The organism is Mucilaginibacter mallensis (assembly GCF_900105165.1).
GTDB lineage: Bacteria > Bacteroidota > Bacteroidia > Sphingobacteriales > Sphingobacteriaceae > Mucilaginibacter > Mucilaginibacter mallensis.
In genome coordinates, this window is sequence record NZ_LT629740.1 from 5,317,962 (window position 1) to 5,335,811 (window position 17,850).

Annotated in this window: 21 protein-coding genes; 7 read left to right on the forward strand and 14 right to left on the reverse strand. The window is 42.6% G+C overall.

The window, feature by feature from the left end; genetic code table 11:
• Window positions 1-93: 93 nt before the first annotated feature.
• On the reverse strand, window positions 94-441 hold the full coding sequence (locus tag BLU33_RS21770; RefSeq protein WP_091378268.1) for a HesB/IscA family protein: 348 nt from the start codon (window positions 439-441) through the stop codon (window positions 94-96).
• A 90-nt stretch (window positions 442-531) separates the two neighbouring features.
• Between BLU33_RS21770 and BLU33_RS21775 the strand changes: the two genes are divergently transcribed.
• The 3 genes from BLU33_RS21775 (at window position 532) to dnaA (ending at window position 4,340) form a co-directional block, all read left to right on the forward strand.
• Window positions 532-1,062, forward strand: coding sequence for a DUF7935 family protein (locus tag BLU33_RS21775; protein ID WP_091378271.1), 531 nt, complete (start codon window positions 532-534; stop codon window positions 1,060-1,062).
• 6 nt (window positions 1,063-1,068) lie between these two features.
• Entirely contained in the window at window positions 1,069-2,616 is a 1,548-nt protein-coding gene (locus BLU33_RS21780) for an acyl-CoA mutase large subunit family protein (protein ID WP_091378276.1), read from the forward strand.
• A 299-nt stretch (window positions 2,617-2,915) separates the two neighbouring features.
• A complete protein-coding gene (dnaA, locus tag BLU33_RS21785) occupies window positions 2,916-4,340 on the forward strand; it encodes a chromosomal replication initiator protein DnaA (protein WP_091378278.1) in 1,425 nt (474 codons plus the stop codon).
• A gap of 343 nt (window positions 4,341-4,683) precedes the next feature.
• Here dnaA and BLU33_RS21790 read toward each other — a convergent pair whose 3' ends face one another.
• The 4 genes from BLU33_RS21790 to BLU33_RS21805 form a co-directional block, all read right to left on the reverse strand.
• Window positions 4,684-5,229 (reverse strand): NUDIX hydrolase, encoded by a 546-nt coding sequence (locus tag BLU33_RS21790; RefSeq protein ID WP_091378280.1) that lies wholly within the window; start codon window positions 5,227-5,229, stop codon window positions 4,684-4,686.
• A 122-nt stretch (window positions 5,230-5,351) separates the two neighbouring features.
• Window positions 5,352-6,146 (reverse strand): TPM domain-containing protein, encoded by a 795-nt coding sequence (locus tag BLU33_RS21795; RefSeq protein ID WP_091378283.1) that lies wholly within the window; start codon window positions 6,144-6,146, stop codon window positions 5,352-5,354.
• A 40-nt stretch (window positions 6,147-6,186) separates the two neighbouring features.
• Entirely contained in the window at window positions 6,187-6,621 is a 435-nt protein-coding gene (locus BLU33_RS21800) for a TPM domain-containing protein (RefSeq protein ID WP_091378286.1), read from the reverse strand.
• A gap of 115 nt (window positions 6,622-6,736) precedes the next feature.
• Window positions 6,737-7,315: a LemA family protein gene (locus BLU33_RS21805; RefSeq protein ID WP_091378289.1), complete on the reverse strand. Its 579-nt coding sequence runs from the start codon at window positions 7,313-7,315 to the stop codon at window positions 6,737-6,739.
• Between the two features lie 264 nt (window positions 7,316-7,579).
• Between BLU33_RS21805 and BLU33_RS21810 the strand changes: the two genes are divergently transcribed.
• Entirely contained in the window at window positions 7,580-7,876 is a 297-nt protein-coding gene (locus tag BLU33_RS21810) for a hypothetical protein (RefSeq protein ID WP_091378292.1), read from the forward strand.
• Window positions 7,877-7,942: 66 nt separating this feature from the next.
• On the opposite strand, the gene BLU33_RS21815 is transcribed toward BLU33_RS21810, so the two are convergent.
• Together BLU33_RS21815 and BLU33_RS21820 are read right to left on the reverse strand one after the other, a co-directional pair.
• Window positions 7,943-8,371 (reverse strand): bactofilin family protein, encoded by a 429-nt coding sequence (locus tag BLU33_RS21815; RefSeq protein WP_091378295.1) that lies wholly within the window; start codon window positions 8,369-8,371, stop codon window positions 7,943-7,945.
• Between the two features lie 24 nt (window positions 8,372-8,395).
• Complete coding sequence (locus BLU33_RS21820; RefSeq protein ID WP_091378298.1) at window positions 8,396-9,262, reverse strand: M23 family metallopeptidase; 867 nt, start codon at window positions 9,260-9,262, stop codon at window positions 8,396-8,398.
• 240 nt (window positions 9,263-9,502) lie between these two features.
• Here BLU33_RS21820 and BLU33_RS21825 point away from each other — a divergent pair, with 240 nt between their 5' ends.
• The gene (locus tag BLU33_RS21825; RefSeq protein WP_091378301.1) at window positions 9,503-9,913 is read left to right on the forward strand and encodes a BrxA/BrxB family bacilliredoxin; all 411 of its coding nucleotides are present in this window, start codon (window positions 9,503-9,505) and stop codon (window positions 9,911-9,913) included.
• Between the two features lie 147 nt (window positions 9,914-10,060).
• The gene (locus tag BLU33_RS21830) at window positions 10,061-10,426 is read left to right on the forward strand and encodes a hypothetical protein (protein ID WP_157682314.1); all 366 of its coding nucleotides are present in this window, start codon (window positions 10,061-10,063) and stop codon (window positions 10,424-10,426) included.
• Window positions 10,427-10,436: 10 nt separating this feature from the next.
• On the opposite strand, the gene cdaA is transcribed toward BLU33_RS21830, so the two are convergent.
• Window positions 10,437-11,228 (reverse strand): diadenylate cyclase CdaA, encoded by a 792-nt coding sequence (gene cdaA, locus BLU33_RS21835; protein ID WP_091378306.1) that lies wholly within the window; start codon window positions 11,226-11,228, stop codon window positions 10,437-10,439.
• A 203-nt stretch (window positions 11,229-11,431) separates the two neighbouring features.
• Between cdaA and BLU33_RS21840 the strand changes: the two genes are divergently transcribed.
• On the forward strand, window positions 11,432-11,983 hold the full coding sequence (locus tag BLU33_RS21840) for a hypothetical protein (protein WP_157682316.1): 552 nt from the start codon (window positions 11,432-11,434) through the stop codon (window positions 11,981-11,983).
• Between the two features lie 415 nt (window positions 11,984-12,398).
• On the opposite strand, the gene BLU33_RS25425 is transcribed toward BLU33_RS21840, so the two are convergent.
• From BLU33_RS25425 to BLU33_RS21865, 6 genes are all read right to left on the reverse strand, one after another.
• Window positions 12,399-12,596, reverse strand: a complete 198-nt coding sequence (locus BLU33_RS25425) for a globin family protein (RefSeq protein WP_197684529.1) — start codon at window positions 12,594-12,596, stop codon at window positions 12,399-12,401.
• Between the two features lie 23 nt (window positions 12,597-12,619).
• Complete coding sequence (locus BLU33_RS25430) at window positions 12,620-12,877, reverse strand: globin domain-containing protein (protein WP_197684530.1); 258 nt, start codon at window positions 12,875-12,877, stop codon at window positions 12,620-12,622.
• A gap of 142 nt (window positions 12,878-13,019) precedes the next feature.
• The gene (locus tag BLU33_RS21850; protein ID WP_091378312.1) at window positions 13,020-15,188 is read right to left on the reverse strand and encodes a TonB-dependent receptor; all 2,169 of its coding nucleotides are present in this window, start codon (window positions 15,186-15,188) and stop codon (window positions 13,020-13,022) included.
• 90 nt (window positions 15,189-15,278) lie between these two features.
• Window positions 15,279-15,632: a hypothetical protein gene (locus BLU33_RS21855; RefSeq protein WP_157682318.1), complete on the reverse strand. Its 354-nt coding sequence runs from the start codon at window positions 15,630-15,632 to the stop codon at window positions 15,279-15,281.
• Between the two features lie 70 nt (window positions 15,633-15,702).
• Entirely contained in the window at window positions 15,703-16,752 is a 1,050-nt protein-coding gene (locus BLU33_RS21860; RefSeq protein ID WP_091378317.1) for a TerC/Alx family metal homeostasis membrane protein, read from the reverse strand.
• Between the two features lie 2 nt (window positions 16,753-16,754).
• Window positions 16,755-17,726: a polyprenyl synthetase family protein gene (locus BLU33_RS21865; protein ID WP_091378320.1), complete on the reverse strand. Its 972-nt coding sequence runs from the start codon at window positions 17,724-17,726 to the stop codon at window positions 16,755-16,757.
• Window positions 17,727-17,850 lie beyond the last annotated feature (124 nt).

Genomic DNA, 17,850 nt, shown 5'->3' on the forward strand with positions numbered 1-17,850 from the left:
TAACGATACCAAATTACTTGTTCAGTTAATATTTGAACTTATAAAGTAAATATACACTTTTTATACAAAAAAAACAAATAATATATCAACTACTTATACCGAAAACGAAGTACCGCAACCGCAAGTGCTGGCAGCGTTAGGATTTTCAAAGGTAAAGCCGCGGGCATTTAAACCATCCTGATAATTGATCTGCATGCCAACAAGGTACAGGCCATGAGCTTTGTTCATAAACACTTTAATGCCATCAATAATATATTCCTGGTCGCCGTCCTTTTTCTGATCGAAGCCTAAAATATAACTCATACCTGAGCAGCCTCCGCCTTCAACACCAACACGCAAGCCAAAATCCTCACCTATCTCTTGCTGATCTTTTAATTTATAAAGTTCTTTTACGGCGCCTTCAGTAAAGCTAACCGGTGCGTTTTCAACAGCAGTACTCATCTTATTTTTAATTAACTACACAAATATAATGTAAAATGCAGATTTTTGTTGCAAGCCGATTATTTATGACCCCGGCCTAACATTCATTTTATGGCTTATTACCCCTTTTTATTAGATATTCTTAAATATACTGTTTCCGGCCTAGGTGTGGTATGGATAGCCTTTTACCTGATTAAACCCTACCTCGATAAATCAGAACGCATACAACTGCTCGAATTTAAAAAATCTGTCGCCAACCAAACCTTGCCATTAAGGTTACAGGCTTATGAGCGTGTTATATTATTTATAGAACGTATAAACCCCGAAAATATGCTGGTGCGCCTTAATTCACCAGGTTATACCGCTGCCGATCTGCATAGTGTAGTTGTTAGCGAGGTGCGCAACGAGTATCAGCATAACATCACCCAGCAAATATATGTAAGCAGCAGGGCCTGGGGAGTGGCCAAGCGCATTAAGGATGACACTTTGAATATAGTAGGCGCTGCTATGAAGGACCTGCCCGAAAACGCTACTGGCCTCGATCTGGGGCGCACAATTTTAATACAGTTAAGCCAGATGGAGAACAACCCATACGAAATTGGCAGCGAACTGATCAGGCAGGACCTGGAACAATTATTTTAACCAGTCATGTCCGATAAAAAGATAACCACCACATCCGGTATCGAAATAAAGGAAGTATATACCGGGCCAGTTGAAATGAATGAACTGCCGGGCGAGTTTCCATTTACACGTGGCATTCAAAAGGATATGTACCGCGGCAAACCCTGGACCATGCGCCAGTATGCTGGGTTCTCCACCGCCGAGGAATCAAACAAACGCTACCATTACCTGCTCAGTCAGGGCACCATGGGTTTATCCGTTGCCTTTGATCTGCCTACGCAGATAGGCTACGACTCAGACCATGAACTATCCGAAGGCGAAGTAGGCAAGGTTGGGGTAGCTATCGACTCATTAAAAGATATAGAGATATTGTTTGATGGCATTGAGCTAAAAAACATCACCACCTCCATGACCATTAATGCTACTGCGGCTACCTTATTAGCTATGTACATCGCGTTAGCAAAAAAACAAGGGGCCGATCTTAAGCAACTATCAGGCACTATACAAAACGATATATTAAAGGAGTACGCCGCGCGCGGTACTTATATATATCCGCCTACACCATCCATGCGGCTTATAACCGATGTATTTGAGTATTGCAGCAAGGAGGTGCCTAAATGGAACACCATATCTATCTCAGGCTATCACATTCGCGAGGCGGGCTCAACCGCCGTGCAGGAACTAGCCTTTACCCTGGCCAATGGCAAAACCTATTTAAAGGCGGCTTTGGATAAGGGATTGGATATAAATGTATTTGCTAAACGGTTATCGTTCTTTTTTAACTGCCATAATAATTTTTTTGAGGAGATAGCCAAGTTCAGGGCCGCCAGGCGTATGTGGGCACATATCACCAAAGAGCTTGGCGCCACTGATTTAGGCGCACAAAAGCTACGTTTCCATACGCAAACAGGTGGTTCAACCCTAACGGCGCAGCAACCCATGAACAATATAGTACGGGTAAGCAACCAGGCATTGGCAGCTGTGTTGGGAGGTACACAATCATTACATACCAATGGCTATGACGAGGCATTATCGTTACCTACTGAGGCCGCTGCCAAAATTGCCCTGCGTACCCAGCAGATCATCGCCTTTGAAAGTGGCGTTACCGATACGGTTGACCCTTTGGCGGGCTCGTACTTTATTGAGGCCTTAACCGATGAGCTTGAAAAAGCCGCCTATATATATATAGATAAGATTGATGCCATGGGCGGATCGGTAAAAGCCATTGAGCAGGATTATATGCAGCAAGAAATTGCAAGCGCTGCCTACCAGTACCAGAATGAAATTGAAAGCGGTGAAAAAATACTGGTTGGCGTAAACCGCTTTACCCAAACCGAAGAAACAGCAACCAATGTTTTCCGGGTTGATGACTCCATACGCAAACACCAGATCGAAAAAATAATCAAACTAAAAAGTGAACGAAATAATCAGGCCGTAAGCGAAGCACTCTCACAACTTGGCAACGCAGCTAAAGGCAAAGAGAATTTGATGCCTTATATTTTAACTGCCGTTGAAAACTATGCTACTCTGGGAGAAATAGCCAATACCCTACGCGCTATTTTTGGAGAATATTAAAAAACCTTTATTCCTAAATATTGTAATATATTGATGTAAATGCTACAGAGGTTTCGGCAAAGCTGTTGAATGAAAAGAAATATTTCTTTTAGCGAATCAAATGGGATTTTTGTTACGAAATGTACATTTTAATATTGAACTTTTAGTAAAGTCTACGTTAAAATATCATAAATTTAATTGTTAAAAAAGTGAAAATTTAATTTTTTTATCCGCTTTTTTTTAGAATATTCGATGTTCCGTAGCGGCCTCTAAGGATGTTTCATTGGGGGTTGGAAATCAACTTTTTATAATATATCTATATGGAAAAAACTTGTACTAACGTTTGGAATAGCTGTCTCCAGATAATAAAAGATAACATACCGGCACAAAGCTTCAAAACCTGGTTTGAGCCGATAAAAGCTTTGAGGATGGAAGGCAGTGTTCTGACTATACAAGTACCAAGTTTGTTTTTTTACGAATGGCTGGAAGAACACTACGTTGGCCTGTTGCGTAAAACTATTAAAAAACAATTAGGGGATGAAGGGCGTTTAGAGTATAACATTGTAGTTGAACAATCTACAAGCAAACCATATACAACAAATATGCCCTCAAACGGAAACGGCGCGGAATCTAAGAATCAATCGATGCCGATCCCTATTTCTATAAATAAGGATATTAAGAACCCTTTTGTTATACCGGGACTAAAAAAATTGAATGTTGACCCACAGCTTAACCGTAACTACACTTTCGAAAACTTTATCGAAGGTGATTGTAACCGTTTAGCCCGTTCGGCAGGCTACGCGGTAGCAGCCAAACCGGGTGGCACTTCATTTAACCCTTTAATGATATACGGTGGTGTTGGCTTAGGTAAAACACACCTTGCACAAGCAATAGGCAACCAGATAAAACAAACCCTGCCCGATAAACTGGTACTCTATGTATCATGCGAAAAGTTCACTCAACAATTTGTTGACGCGCTTAAGCATAATAACATTAATGATTTTGTGAATTTTTATCAGGCTATTGACGTGCTCATTATGGATGATGTGCACAACTTTGCCGGCAAAGAAAAAACACAGGATTTCTTCTTCCACATATTTAACCACCTGCACCAATCAGGCAGGCAGCTGATCATTACATCAGATAAAGCACCTAAGGATCTGGCTGGTTTAGAGGAACGTTTACTATCAAGGTTTAAATGGGGCCTTTCTGCCGATCTGCAGATCCCCGACCTGGAAACCCGTATGGCTATCCTTAAGAACAAGATCTATCAGGATGGTATTGAGTTATCAAACGATGTAGTTGAGTATGTGGCCCATAACATTGATAACAATGTACGTGAGCTGGAAGGCGCCATGGTATCATTACTGGCACAATCAACCCTTAACCGTAAGGAGATTGACCTGAACCTGGCTAAGCAAATGCTGAAGAATTTTGTAAAGAATTCATCCAAGGAGATCTCGATGGAATACATCCAGAGCCTTGTTTGTGAGTACTTTGAAGTACCTATTGAGATGGTGAAATCACAAACCCGTAAACGCGAAATTGTTCAGGCAAGGCAAATATCTATGTACCTGGCTAAAGCGCATACCAAAAGTTCATTAAAATCAATAGGCCATTTCTTCGGCGGCCGCGACCACTCTACCGTGATATACGCCTGCCAAACCGTTGAGGATTTAATTGATACCGACAAAAAGTTCAAAGGCTACGTAGCTGATATACAGAAGAAATTAAAGATGTCGTAAACTGATATTTTGATTTAGATATGGAAAGCCTTGCATTTGCAGGGCTTTTTTTGTTGCGCCATACTTTTGATGTCATTGCGAGGAGGAACGACGAAGCAACCTCGTCGCGTTCAATCAGCAAGCGACGAGGTTGCTCCACTAACCAGCGGATTCCAATTACATGATGGAAGGGTGTCATGCTGAGCGCTAGTCGAAGTATGTGCGTAGAGGCCTTTGCCCACATGCTTCGACTAGCGCTCAGCATGACAGCCAACACACTTTACACGGCCGTGGATTGCTTCGTACCTCGTAATGACGCGTGGAAATAACTGCCTGTGAGGGCACAGGCAGCGGAGACATATACTTACAACACCCCCAACTTCATAAACGCGTAAAACAAACCTGTGCAGTGCAGTGCCTGTGGTATTTTATTATCTACAAGCAGTTGTTTTACTTCGGGTATGGTGTATTCTTCAACAATCAGCTCTTCGTGTTCATCCAGATTTTGGTCCTGCGTCTTTTTACCGCCTTTAGCCAGGTAGCAATAAGTATGATTATTAGCAGTAGACGGATTGGCGTAAACAATGCTTAGCAGTTCAATATCTTCAAACAGATAGCCTGTTTCCTCCAAGAGCTCCCGCTGCATGGCATGTTCAGGGGCCTCATCGCCATCAATAACACCACCCGGTATTTCAAGTGATACGATGTCGGCCGCATGGCGGTACTGGCGCACCATCAGCACTTTATTATCTTCAGTAATAGCTACCCCATTTACCCAGTTGGGATATTCTAATACAAAGTAACTGTCAACAATGCGCCCGTCGGGCATTTCGCATTTATCAGTTCGTAAGGTAGCCCATGGGCCTTTATGTACATAATGAGAATCAAGAATTTTCCAGCGTAGATCCATGCGCAAATGAGTGATTTAGTGAATGAGCGAATTAGCGATTTTTTTAATAATTAATGAACTATTTGGTGTTTTAATTATGCGAAAGACCAACTAATCACTAATCACCAACCTCTAATCACTAACTACCAGCTTCCGCTTGATCCGCCGCCGCCGAAGCTGCCGCCGCCAAAACCGCCGAAACCACCACCGCCGCCGCCGGAGTCTCCGCCACCGCCGCCCCAGCCGCCTCCACCACGACCGCTGCTGCCCAGTATATCACCAGCCAGGAACCACCAGAAAGGGCTTGCGCCTCCACGACCACCAATGATCTGCCCGCCACCACCGCCGCCACCGCGACCGCGGAATACAACGATGAGGATAACAACTATAATGATGATAAAGATAATGATGCCGCCACCTCCGCCATTATCCTTGTGCTGTGCTTTTTTATCGGCCTTATATTCTCCTTTGGAGTATTTAATAATGTCGCTGGTAGCCGCATCAAGCCCGCCATAGTAATCATTGTGCCTGAAGTGGGGCTTTATGTCATTTTCAATTATCTGGCTTGTAATAGCGTCAGGAACGGCACCCTCAAGGCCATAGCCCGTTTGTATGGTTACTTTATGGTCATCTACAGCAACTAATATCAACAGGCCATTGTTCTTGCCTTTTTGACCGATACCCCAGTTACGGCCCAGGCCAACGGCATATTCGGAAATATCATAATCACCAACTGATTTTATAAGTACAACCGCTATCTGGGTTGATGAAGAATCATCAAAAGCTACCAATTTGCTTTCCAGCTGCTGTTTATCGCCTTCTGACAGTGTATTGGTATAATCCGTTACCAGCGTATTTGATTTTGGCGGATAAGTTTGCGCAAACGCCACGAACGTACCTACCAGGAAAACGAATAATAATGTAAGTTTCTTAAACATAATCGTAATAATTTAAACCCTACTGTTAGAAAAAATTGGGTTATTCGCCATCCATAAAGGCAATATCATCGGGTAATTCGTTATTATCATCAGCATTATGCGGAAAGTATTTTTGCAACTGCTCGCCCGCTATGGCCAAACCGGTCACAATACCTTCAACCAGGTTACCCAGTTTAAAGTGCTGCAGCATATCCTCTTTAGTGCTATCCCAAAAATCAGCCGGCACTACTTTATCAATCCCAGCATCGCCAATAATGGCAAATTTACGATCGACTGTAGCCAGGTAAACCAGCACACCGTTGCGGTGCTTGGTTTGGTGCATCTCCAGCTTATGAAAGTATTTTGCCGCACGGTCAAGCACGTTCTCGCTGCAGGTTTTCTCAATGCAAACACGTATCTGCCCCGATGTATGCTTCTCAGCATCCTCAATGGCTGTACGTATGCGCTGTTGCTCTTCTTCGTTAAATATTGCCATGGCTGGTAATTAGTGAATGAGTGATTTACTGTATTATTGATTTTAAACGATTGATTTACTGAATGAGCATAAAGAAAACATTCACTCATTCAGCAAATCACTCATTCAGTAATTATTAGAACTGCACAGTAGGCACCTTATTAGCGCCTGCTTCTGCCTGGAAGTAGCCTTTTTCGGTAAAGCCGAACATTTTAGCGGTTATGTTTGCCGGGAACGACCTGATCTTGCTGTTATAAGCCTGTACAGATGAGTTAAAATCTAAACGGGCTACATTAATACGATTTTCTGTACCCTCAAGCTGTGCCTGTAAAGCGGTGAAGTTTTGATTAGCCTTTAATTCCGGATAGTTTTCTGATGCTACCAGCAGCCTGCCTAAAGCTGTGCTTAACTGGCCTTGCGCAGCCTGGAATTTCTGAATAGTTTCGGGTGTAAGTTTGGTAGGATCAACCTGTATTGATGTTGCTTTGGCGCGGGCCTCGGTTACATCAACCAACGTGCTTTTTTCAAAATTGGCCACACCTTTTACAGTAGCAACCAGGTTGGGTATCAAATCAGCACGGCGTTGGTACTGGCTCTCAACTGCGCCCCATTTGGCTTTAACGTCTTCGTCCATTTGCACCATGCTATTATAACTGCATGAACTTAAATTCATAACAGCCACTAATACTAATATTGCTGTGAATAGCTTTTTCATCTTTTTTAAAATTGATTTTTATTGTTGATTTAAAAATTAGAGTACAAATCACATACCGTTGTTACAAAACGCGCGGGGTAATGACATAATGACAAATTGCTGCTATTGGTTTTTGTAAATATAATTAAAAGGATTGATAAGCAATTGCAGTATATACCACAGCATTAAACAGGCCATATCAAACAAAAATCAAAACCTTTTTTCCGTAAAACCATTCTCCCTATTGAGCTTTAACAGATTGCAAACTATATAACAAACACCTTCATGATCACCCACGCGTTTATAATAGCCATGATCGTTTTATTTATTCATGCCTGCACCTGGAAGGGGATGATATTTGAAAGTTTTAAAAAGATACTTAAACCCGAGGGGCATTTGTATAAACCTATTTATGGCTGTCCTATATGTATGACACCCTATTACGGCAGTATTATTTATCTGCTGTTTTTCAGGCTATCCTTTACCGATTGGCTGCTCACCATTGGCACCGCGGCCGGCATAAGCGTAATTTCAGTGCTCTTAATAGATATTAAAGACGGTATTTTTAAACCGGGGGAATAGTTAGCAGTTTTCAGTGGGCAGTTGCCAATTAACAGACATGCAAACTGAAAACTGCCCCACTGCCAACTATCCTACTTCTATCAGCTTGGGTTTAACCTTTGTGCTGGCAGCGGTTTGGTTGCTTTGGGCAAGTTTGTTGTTTTGTGTCATTGACAGGCTTCCGTTGTAAACGGCGCCATTTTCAACCTCAAGGGTTTGGGTCCGTATTTCGCCGCTAATTTTGCCTGAAGCTTTTATCTCGAGCGAGTTTACCTGCAGGTTGCCATTAACAGTACCATAAACAACCATCTCCTTGGTAATAACATTCCCTTGTATTGATCCTTTTTCACCTATTATTAATCCTTCATCAACCATTACATCTCCAGTTATTTGTCCGTCAATACGGGCATAGGCTGGGGCTTTAAGGTTGCCATCAAAAATACAGCCTTCGCTAATCAGCGTTGATATGGATTGCATATCAAGAGAAACTTTATCTTTTTTTGAAAAGATTGACATATGATATTGGGGTTTTAAGGGTTCTTAATTATTGAGGGACAAATAACTAACCGGGTTAACCGGTTTACCGTTTTTGCGTATTTCGTAATGCAGGTGAGTACCGGTTGAGCGGCCTGTTGAGCCTACCTCTCCAATTTTCTGCCCTGCGGTTACTTCCTGCCCTACCTTTACAGTAATACGCGACAGGTGACCATATAAAGTTTCAATATTATTAGCATGCATTATGCGCACACAGTTACCATAACCACCATACCAGCCGGCTGATTCAACCCTGCCATTAGCGGTACATTTGGCCTCATCGCCTTTTTCTCCCTTAAAATCAATGCCTGGATGAAACTCCGCATGATCTGAATCAAAAGGATCGCTTCTGTAGCCGAAAATAGATGTTAAAGAGCTGATGCGTGGGTAACCCATAGGGGTAAAAGCCACGGCATGCAATAAGCGATCTAAGTACTCATCGTACAATGAATATTTTTCATTGTCAGTAAGCTTGCTTTCTTCGGCGTTGCCATTACCGCCAATATCTTTGGTCGAAAAGCCTTTCAGGCCGCGTTTTTTAAGGTATGAATTTATAGTCTGGAGCTTGACTTCAATAGCCTGTATATAGGTTTGTGCAGTATTTGTTTGTTTTACAGGAGCAACCGGTGGTGGTATCTGGCCTTTAAGCTTAGTTACCTGTGCCATAAGCTGCTGCTTTTCCTGTTCCTGCTGTTTATTCTCTGATCTAAGGTAAAAAATAGTTCCTGTCAGAGCTATGATGACAGCAAGTATGCCTGCCCCATAATGTTTAAGGCGACTAATGTGCTTTGTTTTTACCTGTAATGTTTTCGTGCCGCCCCGTTTCTTGTCAACAATGATTACTGTGCTAATCTCAGATGGCTTAAATTTCATTTAAATAAAAATTAGGGACTGCAATATAAACATTTAATAGTTAAAAAAACACCGAATCTGCCTCAGCAGCACCCTTGTACGCCTAAAACGAACTTAAAGTTTGCCCTCCCCGTTAATAATTTAAACTAAATGGTTTAACCTAAGGATATGCTTGCGTCAGCAAATTGTTATTATTCTGAAAATTGAACGTTAACTGCTAATCATTTGTTATTTTTGCAAACAAATTTTAATAAGAAATTTATGTACCCAGAATATTTAGTTGCCCCCATGCGGGCTGAATTAACCAATGTTGGTTTTGAAGAGCTGAAAGACGCCGATGCTGTAAAAAAGGCTATTGAAAGCGAAGGCACTGTGTTTGTAATGGTAAATTCTGTATGTGGTTGCGCTGCTGCTAACGCACGCCCTGCTGCAAAAATGGCTGCACAAAGCGCTAAACATCCTGATAAACTGGTAACCGTATTTGCAGGCATGGAAGCTGATGCCGTTAATACTGCACGTGCTTATATGTTGCCTTATCCTCCGTCATCACCTGCTATGGCCTTATTTAAGGACGGTAAACTGGTTCACATTATTGAACGCCACCAGATTGAAGGTCGCCCGGCACAAATGATTGCCGATAACCTGATTGGTGCTTTCGAACAATATTGTTAATTAGCGATCAGCGGTTTAAAATCCAGATCCGTTAAAATATCCAAAGCCAGCATGTATAATGCTGGCTTTTCTCTTTGTAAAAATTAACCTGATTTAACGCTTTTATTTGCCGCCATTGTTTAATTTAGTGGTTATAATTAAATGGTTATGAAAAAAATCATCATGATTGTGCTGCTGGCTGCTGGCCTGAATCAGGCAAAAGCGCAGCAGTTATTACAGGTTAAACCGCTTGTTCCATTATCGGGCGGCTTGAATAATTATTTAAAACCTGATAATGCACCTTTGCTAAGTCCCCTGCATCAGCCTAAGCTTGATTCTGCCAGCAAAACACAGTTTATGGGTTTGGATAATAATGCGGTGATTGTTTATGACCGCATGCCAACAACCAATACATCTAATGTTGACCGCATGCCGATAGTTGTGCCCGGTGAACCTGGCGTAAAATATACTATGCTTGTTGAAAAGGTGAGGCTTATTACTGATGCAGATAATAAGCCGGTTGTAGCACCGTGATACGATGCTGTTAAAAATCCTTGTTCAGCAATTTTTCCAGTTCAGCAAAGCTGATGTTCATTTTTACACGGCCCTGCTTGGCGTAGGAGATCTCGCCAGTTTCTTCTGACACAATAATGGCTGTAGCCTCATTAGCTTCGGTAACGCCAATGCCCGCGCGGTGCCTCAACCCAAATTGCGCCGGCAAGTCGGTCTTTTCAGTAAGCGGCAAAATACAACTGGCCGATTTTATTTTGTTCTCTGATATCACAACGGCCCCATCATGCAGCGGACTGGTTTTTTGAAATATACTTTCCAGTAACCGTTTGGATATTTTACTATCAATTATCTCGCAGCTGTTCTGGTAAAACTGCTCATCATAATACTTTGCAAATACAATCAGCGCGCCAATACGGTTCTGCTTTAAATTTTTGCAGGCATCAATAATGGGTTTTATACGTGCATAGTTGTTCTTTTCTGCTTCGGCTTTGCCAAAAAAATACTGCCACCAGGCCTTGTTGCGCTGCAACGAGGCATTTTTACCCACCAGCAACAGAAACCGCCTTATCTCCTGCTGAAATACGATGATAACGGCAATGATCCCCACATCAACAAACTTGCCCAGTATGGCAGTAAGCAACTGCATATGCAATGCCCTCACCACAAAAAACAACCCAAATATGAGCGCCAGGCCTATAAATATATTGGCTGCAATAGTGCCCCTTATCAGATTATATAACTGGTAAATAATAAGGGCTACCAGCACTATATCCAATATGTTTAAGGGCGTGACTTTTAGGAAGCTAAAATCGAAGTATTGCATTTTACTAAGTTATGATTTTCCCGCTAAACGGTAATATTCTAAAATATACATGCCCGTTTTTGACGAAAATAAGACCAAATACCGCTTTAACACAAATTAACAACGCAGCAATAATATCGCTCAGTAATATTTTGTAGCTTCACCCATCAATCTTTATTACGATGATGAAAAGACCTTTACTTTTATTAGCACTGCTTTTTTTGATGAAAGCAGGATACGGTCAGCAAGCCCCATACACTTTACCACTCCCGCAAAACTGGGGCACGGAAACTATAAAGCTCCCTATTGATTTCGCCCCGAAAATTGCGCTGAAGGGTGTTGAAGAACTCCGCTTTACACCCGGTTGGGGCGATAGTAAAAGCGGCGAATACTGGTCGTACATATTTATGTGGTTTGTTGATGGCAAACCCAACCTGAACAGCGATACGCTGACAAGCTATTTAACCCAATACTTTAACGGGCTATATATTTCCAACCTCAAAAACAAAACAGCGCCTTTGCCAGCTAATTTCACCAAAGCCGAAGTTAAAAAGGTGAATACTCTCCCCAACGATCAGCAAACCTACGAAGGCACCATCGCCACGCTTGATTTTTTAACCGGGCAACCCATTAGCTTTTTTGCCCGCGTGCATATCCGCAATTTTGATAAGATAAAACACACAGCAGTGTTATTTGAGATCTCGCCGCAGGCATACAGCCAACCAGCATGGGGAAGTCTGGATGCGGTTGTGGGTGAGTTTAGGGTGGCGGAATAGAAAGCTTCATCCCTCTTTGTCGCTTGCGACAGAGAGGGTGGTCGGGCGAAGCCAAGACCGCGTGAGTTAAAATATGCAAGCAGTAACACAGGATGATCTTTTACGCGCTCCGTTTGACTCACCCCGACTACGCTACGCGTGTCGACCCTCTCTGCGGCAAGCCGCAAAGAGGGTGAGCATAGGTATGGTTCACTCCTTCCTGTGCCCTCAGGGTCATGTTGAGGCACTCGAAACATGTGGGCAAAGGCCTCTGCACCCACCCTTTCGGGCTACGCTGTGAATGATAGCCAGCCACCCTGCGTTAGTGATAGCAGCGGATACCGGCCCAATCGAGGGCCTTAGTGCAGGCTGTGACTAAGGCCTGTGCAGTATGAGCGGATAGCACGGGCCGAAGGCAACGCCCTAATAACCATTCCTAACCCTGATATGGTCCGCCCGGCACTCCCCATCCCCAAACAGGCATAGGTACATTAGGGTCTTCGCTTACACTATCCGTATTGGAGTTTATGACAGCAATTCGGGTTCCCCATTCTAAATAAGCCATAAACGCTGAACGAAATTCAGGATCATCGGGCAGGCTTAATTCATCGGCTGTTTGCACTAGGAGTTCCATCCAGCGTTTACGGTGTTCCTGCGTTAATATTTCGACAGGTGTTTTTGTATCATTTTAAAATGACTGCCTTCCGATTCACTGTACACTTTCGGCCCACCTAATACCTCTGCAACAAAATGAGCCACATGCAACCGGTGTTCGGGCGACATGTGTTTAAATACAGGTTCCAATATATCATCAGCCAAAACCTTATCATAAAATTTATCGAAAAGGGTTACAAAGGCAGGCATACCACCGGCCCATTCGTACAGTGAGGGTATAGCAGGTGTGGTGTTTTCCATGGCATTCTGTTTTATTGCCACAAAGGTATGCAGAAAATCCTGTGAAATTTACGCTGTCACTGTCACCATGCTGATGAGACTCTCCCGACATCGCTACGCTTATCGACCCTCTCTGCGGCAGGCCGCAAAGAGGGTGAGGAAATTATTCAAGTTTAAGCCTGATCCCAACATTAACAACAACCCCATCCAAAGGAGCATATATATCCTTAAAAACAGGATCTGTTATTGTTCCTGTATAAATGCTTCCCCAGCGTGTTTGTCTTTGGTCGGTTAGGTTTTCGGCGTTAATGAAAACATCAAAGTGTGTCCACATTTTTTGGACCAGCATCCCAAAAGTCCAAAAACCCCGGCCGGTGGTTCCATCGTTCAGCAATTGTTCACTGTTATAAAAGCCTTCAATCCCTGCCCTGAAACTGTTTTCAACTTCGTAAGTTACATCTGCGCTTACCCTATTTTTGGGTGTAAGCGGTTGCATGGTAGTTACATCATTTATATCCCGCTTGGTATCGGTATAAGTATAACCAAGGTAAATGCCCAAGTTATCTATGAAGAGTTTAAGGTTGGTTTCCGCCCCACTGGTTGTTAAATGGCCCGGGGCATTAGCATAAATATTATTTTCGAGCAAAAGCGGATCATTAACTAGGGTATAAAAAAACAGCTGATTAATATTCACCACCGCATCGCCGATTGTATTACGATAGTTAACATCAGCATTAAGGCCGTATGATTGCTCCGCCTTTAAGTTGGCTATATTTACCGGCTGAATACCTTTAAAACCCTGTTCCTCGGTCTGGTCGCTAAATATGGTTGGCATTTTATATCCCAGTCCGCCGCCTATCCTGCTTGTTAAATGCTTATCCCATTTAAACAAACCATTTATACGCGGCAGCAGAAAAACGCCGCTGGATTTATTAACAGGGGCCGGAGTATTATAATCCAGCCTTAAACCAGTTTCAAGCGAAAACAAACTGCTGGCTTTATAAGTATTTTGAACAAAGCCTCCTAAAGTATTAATACTATAACTCAAATAGCTCATTGGCGGCGGTACAGAAAGATTATCTGTTAACAGATCGGCACCCAAAACCCAGTTGAATTTCTTACTATGCTCTACATAGTTTACTTCACTGTATGACGATGTTTGTTTGCCCTTAAACTCATAGTCTGGTTCCGATAAACTCCGGTCAAAATAACCAATGGTATTCTTAAAGTTGATCTGACTTGATGTATCAATTTTATGGGTGAAAGATAACTGTGTGGAAAAGCGGTAGGTTTTGTTTTGTTCGAAATATTGGTGCAAGTCATCCGGCTTTCCATCAACTACCTGCACATCGCCCCCTAACCTGTTTTCATACGTACCGTTCAAGCCTACCCAACCCGAATCTTTATCATTTATATAAAAAAACACTTTGGGGTTTATGGTAAAACGGTTTGTTTTAGGTATGGCAGTAAAATCGGTACCCGCCGGGGCATATGCGCCGTTATAATTGTATGAGCCAAAAATAGTTGTGCCTATATGCTGCCATTTTTGTGAATAATAACCATCGGCATCAGCACCTTTAGCCGAATTTCCATTTAATAAGAACGTTAGCTCCGGTTTATCTTCAGGTGTTTTGCTGATGAGGTTCACCAAGCCGGCGATGGCGCCGCCACCATATAAGGTTGATGCCGATCCCTTGATAAACTCTACCTGTTTTAAATCCAATGGCGATACCTGCAACAGGCTCAGCCCGCCTGAAAAGCCCTGGTATAGCGGCATACCATCCTTTAATAGCTGGGTGTATCGGCTGTCGAGCCCTTGTATTCTAAAATTTGCCGTACTGCTAACAGCCGATGTTTGCTGTACCTGAATACCAGTTGTTTCACCGAGCAGCATTTTAATATCGCCGGGGCGCATGGTGCCTTTTTCGCCCAGCTCCTCCTGCGGCAGGGCTTCAATACGCGTAGGTATGTCGCTCAGGTTTTGGTTGGTTCTGGTAGTTTGCACCCTTACCTCTGCCAGTTCACCAGCCAATGGCTCAAGTGAAATTTCAATTGGTTCACCGCCATTTTTTTCAGGGAAATCAATAGTCATATCTTTTGAAATATAACCGACAAAACTAAAGGTGATCTCAAGCTTGCCATTGGGGATATTGTTGATTGTTATATTCCCGGCGGTATCGGCAGTCGCACCAATTTTCAGGGATGTGATTACAGCGCTTGCACCTGTTAATGGTTTCTTAGTATCGTCGTCTTTAATAACGGCTTTAAATATATTTTGGGCATATATGGCATTACTTGCCAGTATAGCCAGTATGGTTAAAAGTTTTTTCATGAAAATTATTGATAAAAGCTGTTAAAACAGCCATAAGCAGATAGCAGCATCCTTAAAAGGAAACTTCCACATTAAATAAAGAAATGGAGACTAAGCTAACGGCGGACGAAATAATTCAGGATGAAAATCTGTAGTGGCAACAGGATTTTTTAGTTGGGTATGATCAATTTTAAAATCCTTTATGGTAATACACAGCGACTCAACGCGGTTATATAAAAAACTAATACTGGCGGGTGAATGCTGAAATTGGATCGACATACCGGCACTTTCAGGTTTGTCTTTTTTATTGTGCCCAAGTAAGGCTTTTCCGGCTAATAGGTAATCGCCGATAAAATCAATTATGTCGGCATCTCCCCTGCTGGCTATTTTTTCATAAGAATGATACATATTGGGGATATCGCCCGCTAATGAAAAATCAGAAAGCGGTAAAAAAATGCTGCCCATTAAAAATAGGCATGATAACAAGCAGACAGTGCATTTTTTCAACATCGAAACAAAAATAGAGAATATAAAGTTAGCCTGCCACTTCCTTTTTCGGAAATACCAGCGATGCCACAATACTGGTCGCTAAAATCAATAAGATAATGAGTAATGAAGTAAACGTGGTTAGGCCGATCTTCTCGCCATACTCCCCGACCAGCATTTTAAGGCCGATGAAGGTTAGCAGCAGCGCCAGTCCGGTTTTAAGGTAGTGGAACTTATCAATAACATTCACCAGTAAAAAGAACATGGAGCGCAGGCCCAGTATGGCAAATATGTTGGAGAAGAAAACGATATAAGGATCTTTGGTCACCGAAAATATGGCAGGAATGGAATCAACCGCGAAAACAAGATCGGTTACTTCAATGATCAGCAGCACTAAAAATAGCGGCGTAATCAGTCGCTTGCTGTCTATTTTAACGAAGAATTTTCCGCCTTGAAATTTAGGGAAAACAGCAAAATATCTGGAAGCGAACTTTACTACCGGGTGGTTCTCCGGGTCTATCTTTTCCTCTTTATTCCGGTTGATGAACATCATCGCCCCGGTATAAATAAGGAAAGCACCGAAAAGGTATAAGATCCAATGGAACTTAATAATGAGCGCCGAACCCACAAAAATAAATACAAAACGCATCACCACCGCGCCAATTATCCCCCATAATAATACTTTGTGATAATATTTAGGCTCCACTGCAAAGGCGGTGAAAATAAGCACCATCACAAATATATTATCCACCGATAAGGCGTATTCCACCACATATCCTGAGATAAACTCCAGGCCCAGGTTTTTACGATAACGCTGCAGGCTCCCGGCAAAATCATGGGAATCAAGCTTAAGATCGTGGAAATTATCGGCATTTATTTGTTGCAGGGCAGCAAAGCTGTTTACATGGTGCAACAGGTGGCCGTATCTTAATAGCAGGGCGTAAAACACAAGGGCAAGCGCTATCCACACCGCGCTCATGATACCTGCCTGCTTTAAACTTACGGGTTTATCAGATTTGCTGAATAAGCCCAGGTCGATAGCCAGCATGAGGACAATGAAAACTACAAAGCCTAATATGAATATAAGCTCGCTGCTCATGGTTATTTATTACGTTCAGTTGTAAAACGGACCAGCTGCTCCAGCCCCAGGCGTGAATCTCCTTCGGGGAAGGTATTTAATATCTCAAATGCTTCATCCTGGTATTTTTTCATTTGGGTTTCGGCATATTCCAGTCCGCCGCTGCTTTTCACAAAGCTGATGATCTGCTTTATCTTTTCGGCCTCGTCGTTATGATTTTTCACCAGGTTTATCATCCGTTTTTTGGTGGCGGCATCGCAGTTGTTCAGCGAATAAATAAGTGGCAGGGTAACCTTTTTCTCCTTAATGTCGATTCCTAACGGTTTACCTACGTCATCAGTGCCAAAATCAAACATATCATCCTTGATCTGGAACGCTATCCCAATCTTCTCGCCAAACAGGCGCATTTTCTCAATGGTTTCCTTATCCGCCCCGGCTGATGCGGCCCCGCAGGCACAGCACGATGCTATTAACGAAGCTGTTTTCTGGCGGATAACTTCATAATATACGGTTTCGCCAATATCCATACGGCGTACTTTTTCTATTTGCAATAGCTCACCTTCGCTCATCTGCTTTACCGCCTCACTTACTATGCGCAGCAATTCAAAGTCGTTATTATCGATGGATAACAACAACCCTTTTGAAAGCAGGTAATCGCCCACTAAAACGGCTATCTTGTTTTTCCATAAGGCGTTGATAGAGAAAAAGCCACGGCGTTGGTAGGAATTATCAACCACATCATCATGTACCAAAGTGGCTGTATGCAGCAGCTCCACCAGTGCTGCACCACGATGGGTTGATTCATTGATACCACCGCAAATGCTTGCCGAAAAAAACACGAACATGGGGCGGATCTGTTTGCCCTTGCGTTTAACTATATAATGGGTGATCCTATCGAGCAGCGGCACTGAGCTTTGCATTGAGGATTTGAATCGCTCCTCAAAAGCATCAATATCTGCTGCGATGGGTTTTTTGATCTCGTTGATGCTCAGCATTGAAAACTAAACAGGCTTTAGTAAATGTAGATTGCCTGTTTTGGCAATCAGAAACAAACATAAGCTAAAAATTAGCTATCTGCATTAGCAGCATAAATATTTTAGTAAATATTAAACCATTATG

Excerpts from the sequence above, each read along its gene's own strand:
- BLU33_RS21850 (WP_091378312.1), bottom strand. The coding sequence starts at position 15,188 with ATGAAAAAACTTTTAACCATACTGGCTATACTGGCAAGTAATGCCATA.
- BLU33_RS21775 (WP_091378271.1), top strand. The coding sequence starts at position 532 with ATGGCTTATTACCCCTTTTTATTAGATATTCTTAAATATACTGTTTCC.
- BLU33_RS21820 (WP_091378298.1), bottom strand. The coding sequence starts at position 9,262 with ATGAAATTTAAGCCATCTGAGATTAGCACAGTAATCATTGTTGACAAG.
- BLU33_RS21855 (WP_157682318.1), bottom strand. The coding sequence starts at position 15,632 with ATGGGCAGCATTTTTTTACCGCTTTCTGATTTTTCATTAGCGGGCGAT.
- BLU33_RS21790 (WP_091378280.1), bottom strand. The coding sequence starts at position 5,229 with ATGGATCTACGCTGGAAAATTCTTGATTCTCATTATGTACATAAAGGC.
- BLU33_RS21865 (WP_091378320.1), bottom strand. The coding sequence starts at position 17,726 with ATGCTGAGCATCAACGAGATCAAAAAACCCATCGCAGCAGATATTGAT.
- BLU33_RS21800 (WP_091378286.1), bottom strand. The coding sequence starts at position 6,621 with ATGGCAATATTTAACGAAGAAGAGCAACAGCGCATACGTACAGCCATT.
- BLU33_RS21815 (WP_091378295.1), bottom strand. The coding sequence starts at position 8,371 with ATGTCAATCTTTTCAAAAAAAGATAAAGTTTCTCTTGATATGCAATCC.
- BLU33_RS21770 (WP_091378268.1), bottom strand. The coding sequence starts at position 441 with ATGAGTACTGCTGTTGAAAACGCACCGGTTAGCTTTACTGAAGGCGCC.
- BLU33_RS21860 (WP_091378317.1), bottom strand. The coding sequence starts at position 16,752 with ATGAGCAGCGAGCTTATATTCATATTAGGCTTTGTAGTTTTCATTGTC.
- BLU33_RS21810 (WP_091378292.1), top strand. The coding sequence starts at position 7,580 with ATGATCACCCACGCGTTTATAATAGCCATGATCGTTTTATTTATTCAT.
- BLU33_RS21805 (WP_091378289.1), bottom strand. The coding sequence starts at position 7,315 with ATGAAAAAGCTATTCACAGCAATATTAGTATTAGTGGCTGTTATGAAT.
- BLU33_RS21840 (WP_157682316.1), top strand. The coding sequence starts at position 11,432 with ATGAAAGCAGGATACGGTCAGCAAGCCCCATACACTTTACCACTCCCG.
- BLU33_RS21825 (WP_091378301.1), top strand. The coding sequence starts at position 9,503 with ATGTACCCAGAATATTTAGTTGCCCCCATGCGGGCTGAATTAACCAAT.
- cdaA (WP_091378306.1), bottom strand. The coding sequence starts at position 11,228 with ATGCAATACTTCGATTTTAGCTTCCTAAAAGTCACGCCCTTAAACATA.
- BLU33_RS21830 (WP_157682314.1), top strand. The coding sequence starts at position 10,061 with ATGAAAAAAATCATCATGATTGTGCTGCTGGCTGCTGGCCTGAATCAG.
- dnaA (WP_091378278.1), top strand. The coding sequence starts at position 2,916 with ATGGAAAAAACTTGTACTAACGTTTGGAATAGCTGTCTCCAGATAATA.
- BLU33_RS25425 (WP_197684529.1), bottom strand. The coding sequence starts at position 12,596 with ATGGAACTCCTAGTGCAAACAGCCGATGAATTAAGCCTGCCCGATGAT.
- BLU33_RS21780 (WP_091378276.1), top strand. The coding sequence starts at position 1,069 with ATGTCCGATAAAAAGATAACCACCACATCCGGTATCGAAATAAAGGAA.
- BLU33_RS25430 (WP_197684530.1), bottom strand. The coding sequence starts at position 12,877 with ATGGAAAACACCACACCTGCTATACCCTCACTGTACGAATGGGCCGGT.
- BLU33_RS21795 (WP_091378283.1), bottom strand. The coding sequence starts at position 6,146 with ATGTTTAAGAAACTTACATTATTATTCGTTTTCCTGGTAGGTACGTTC.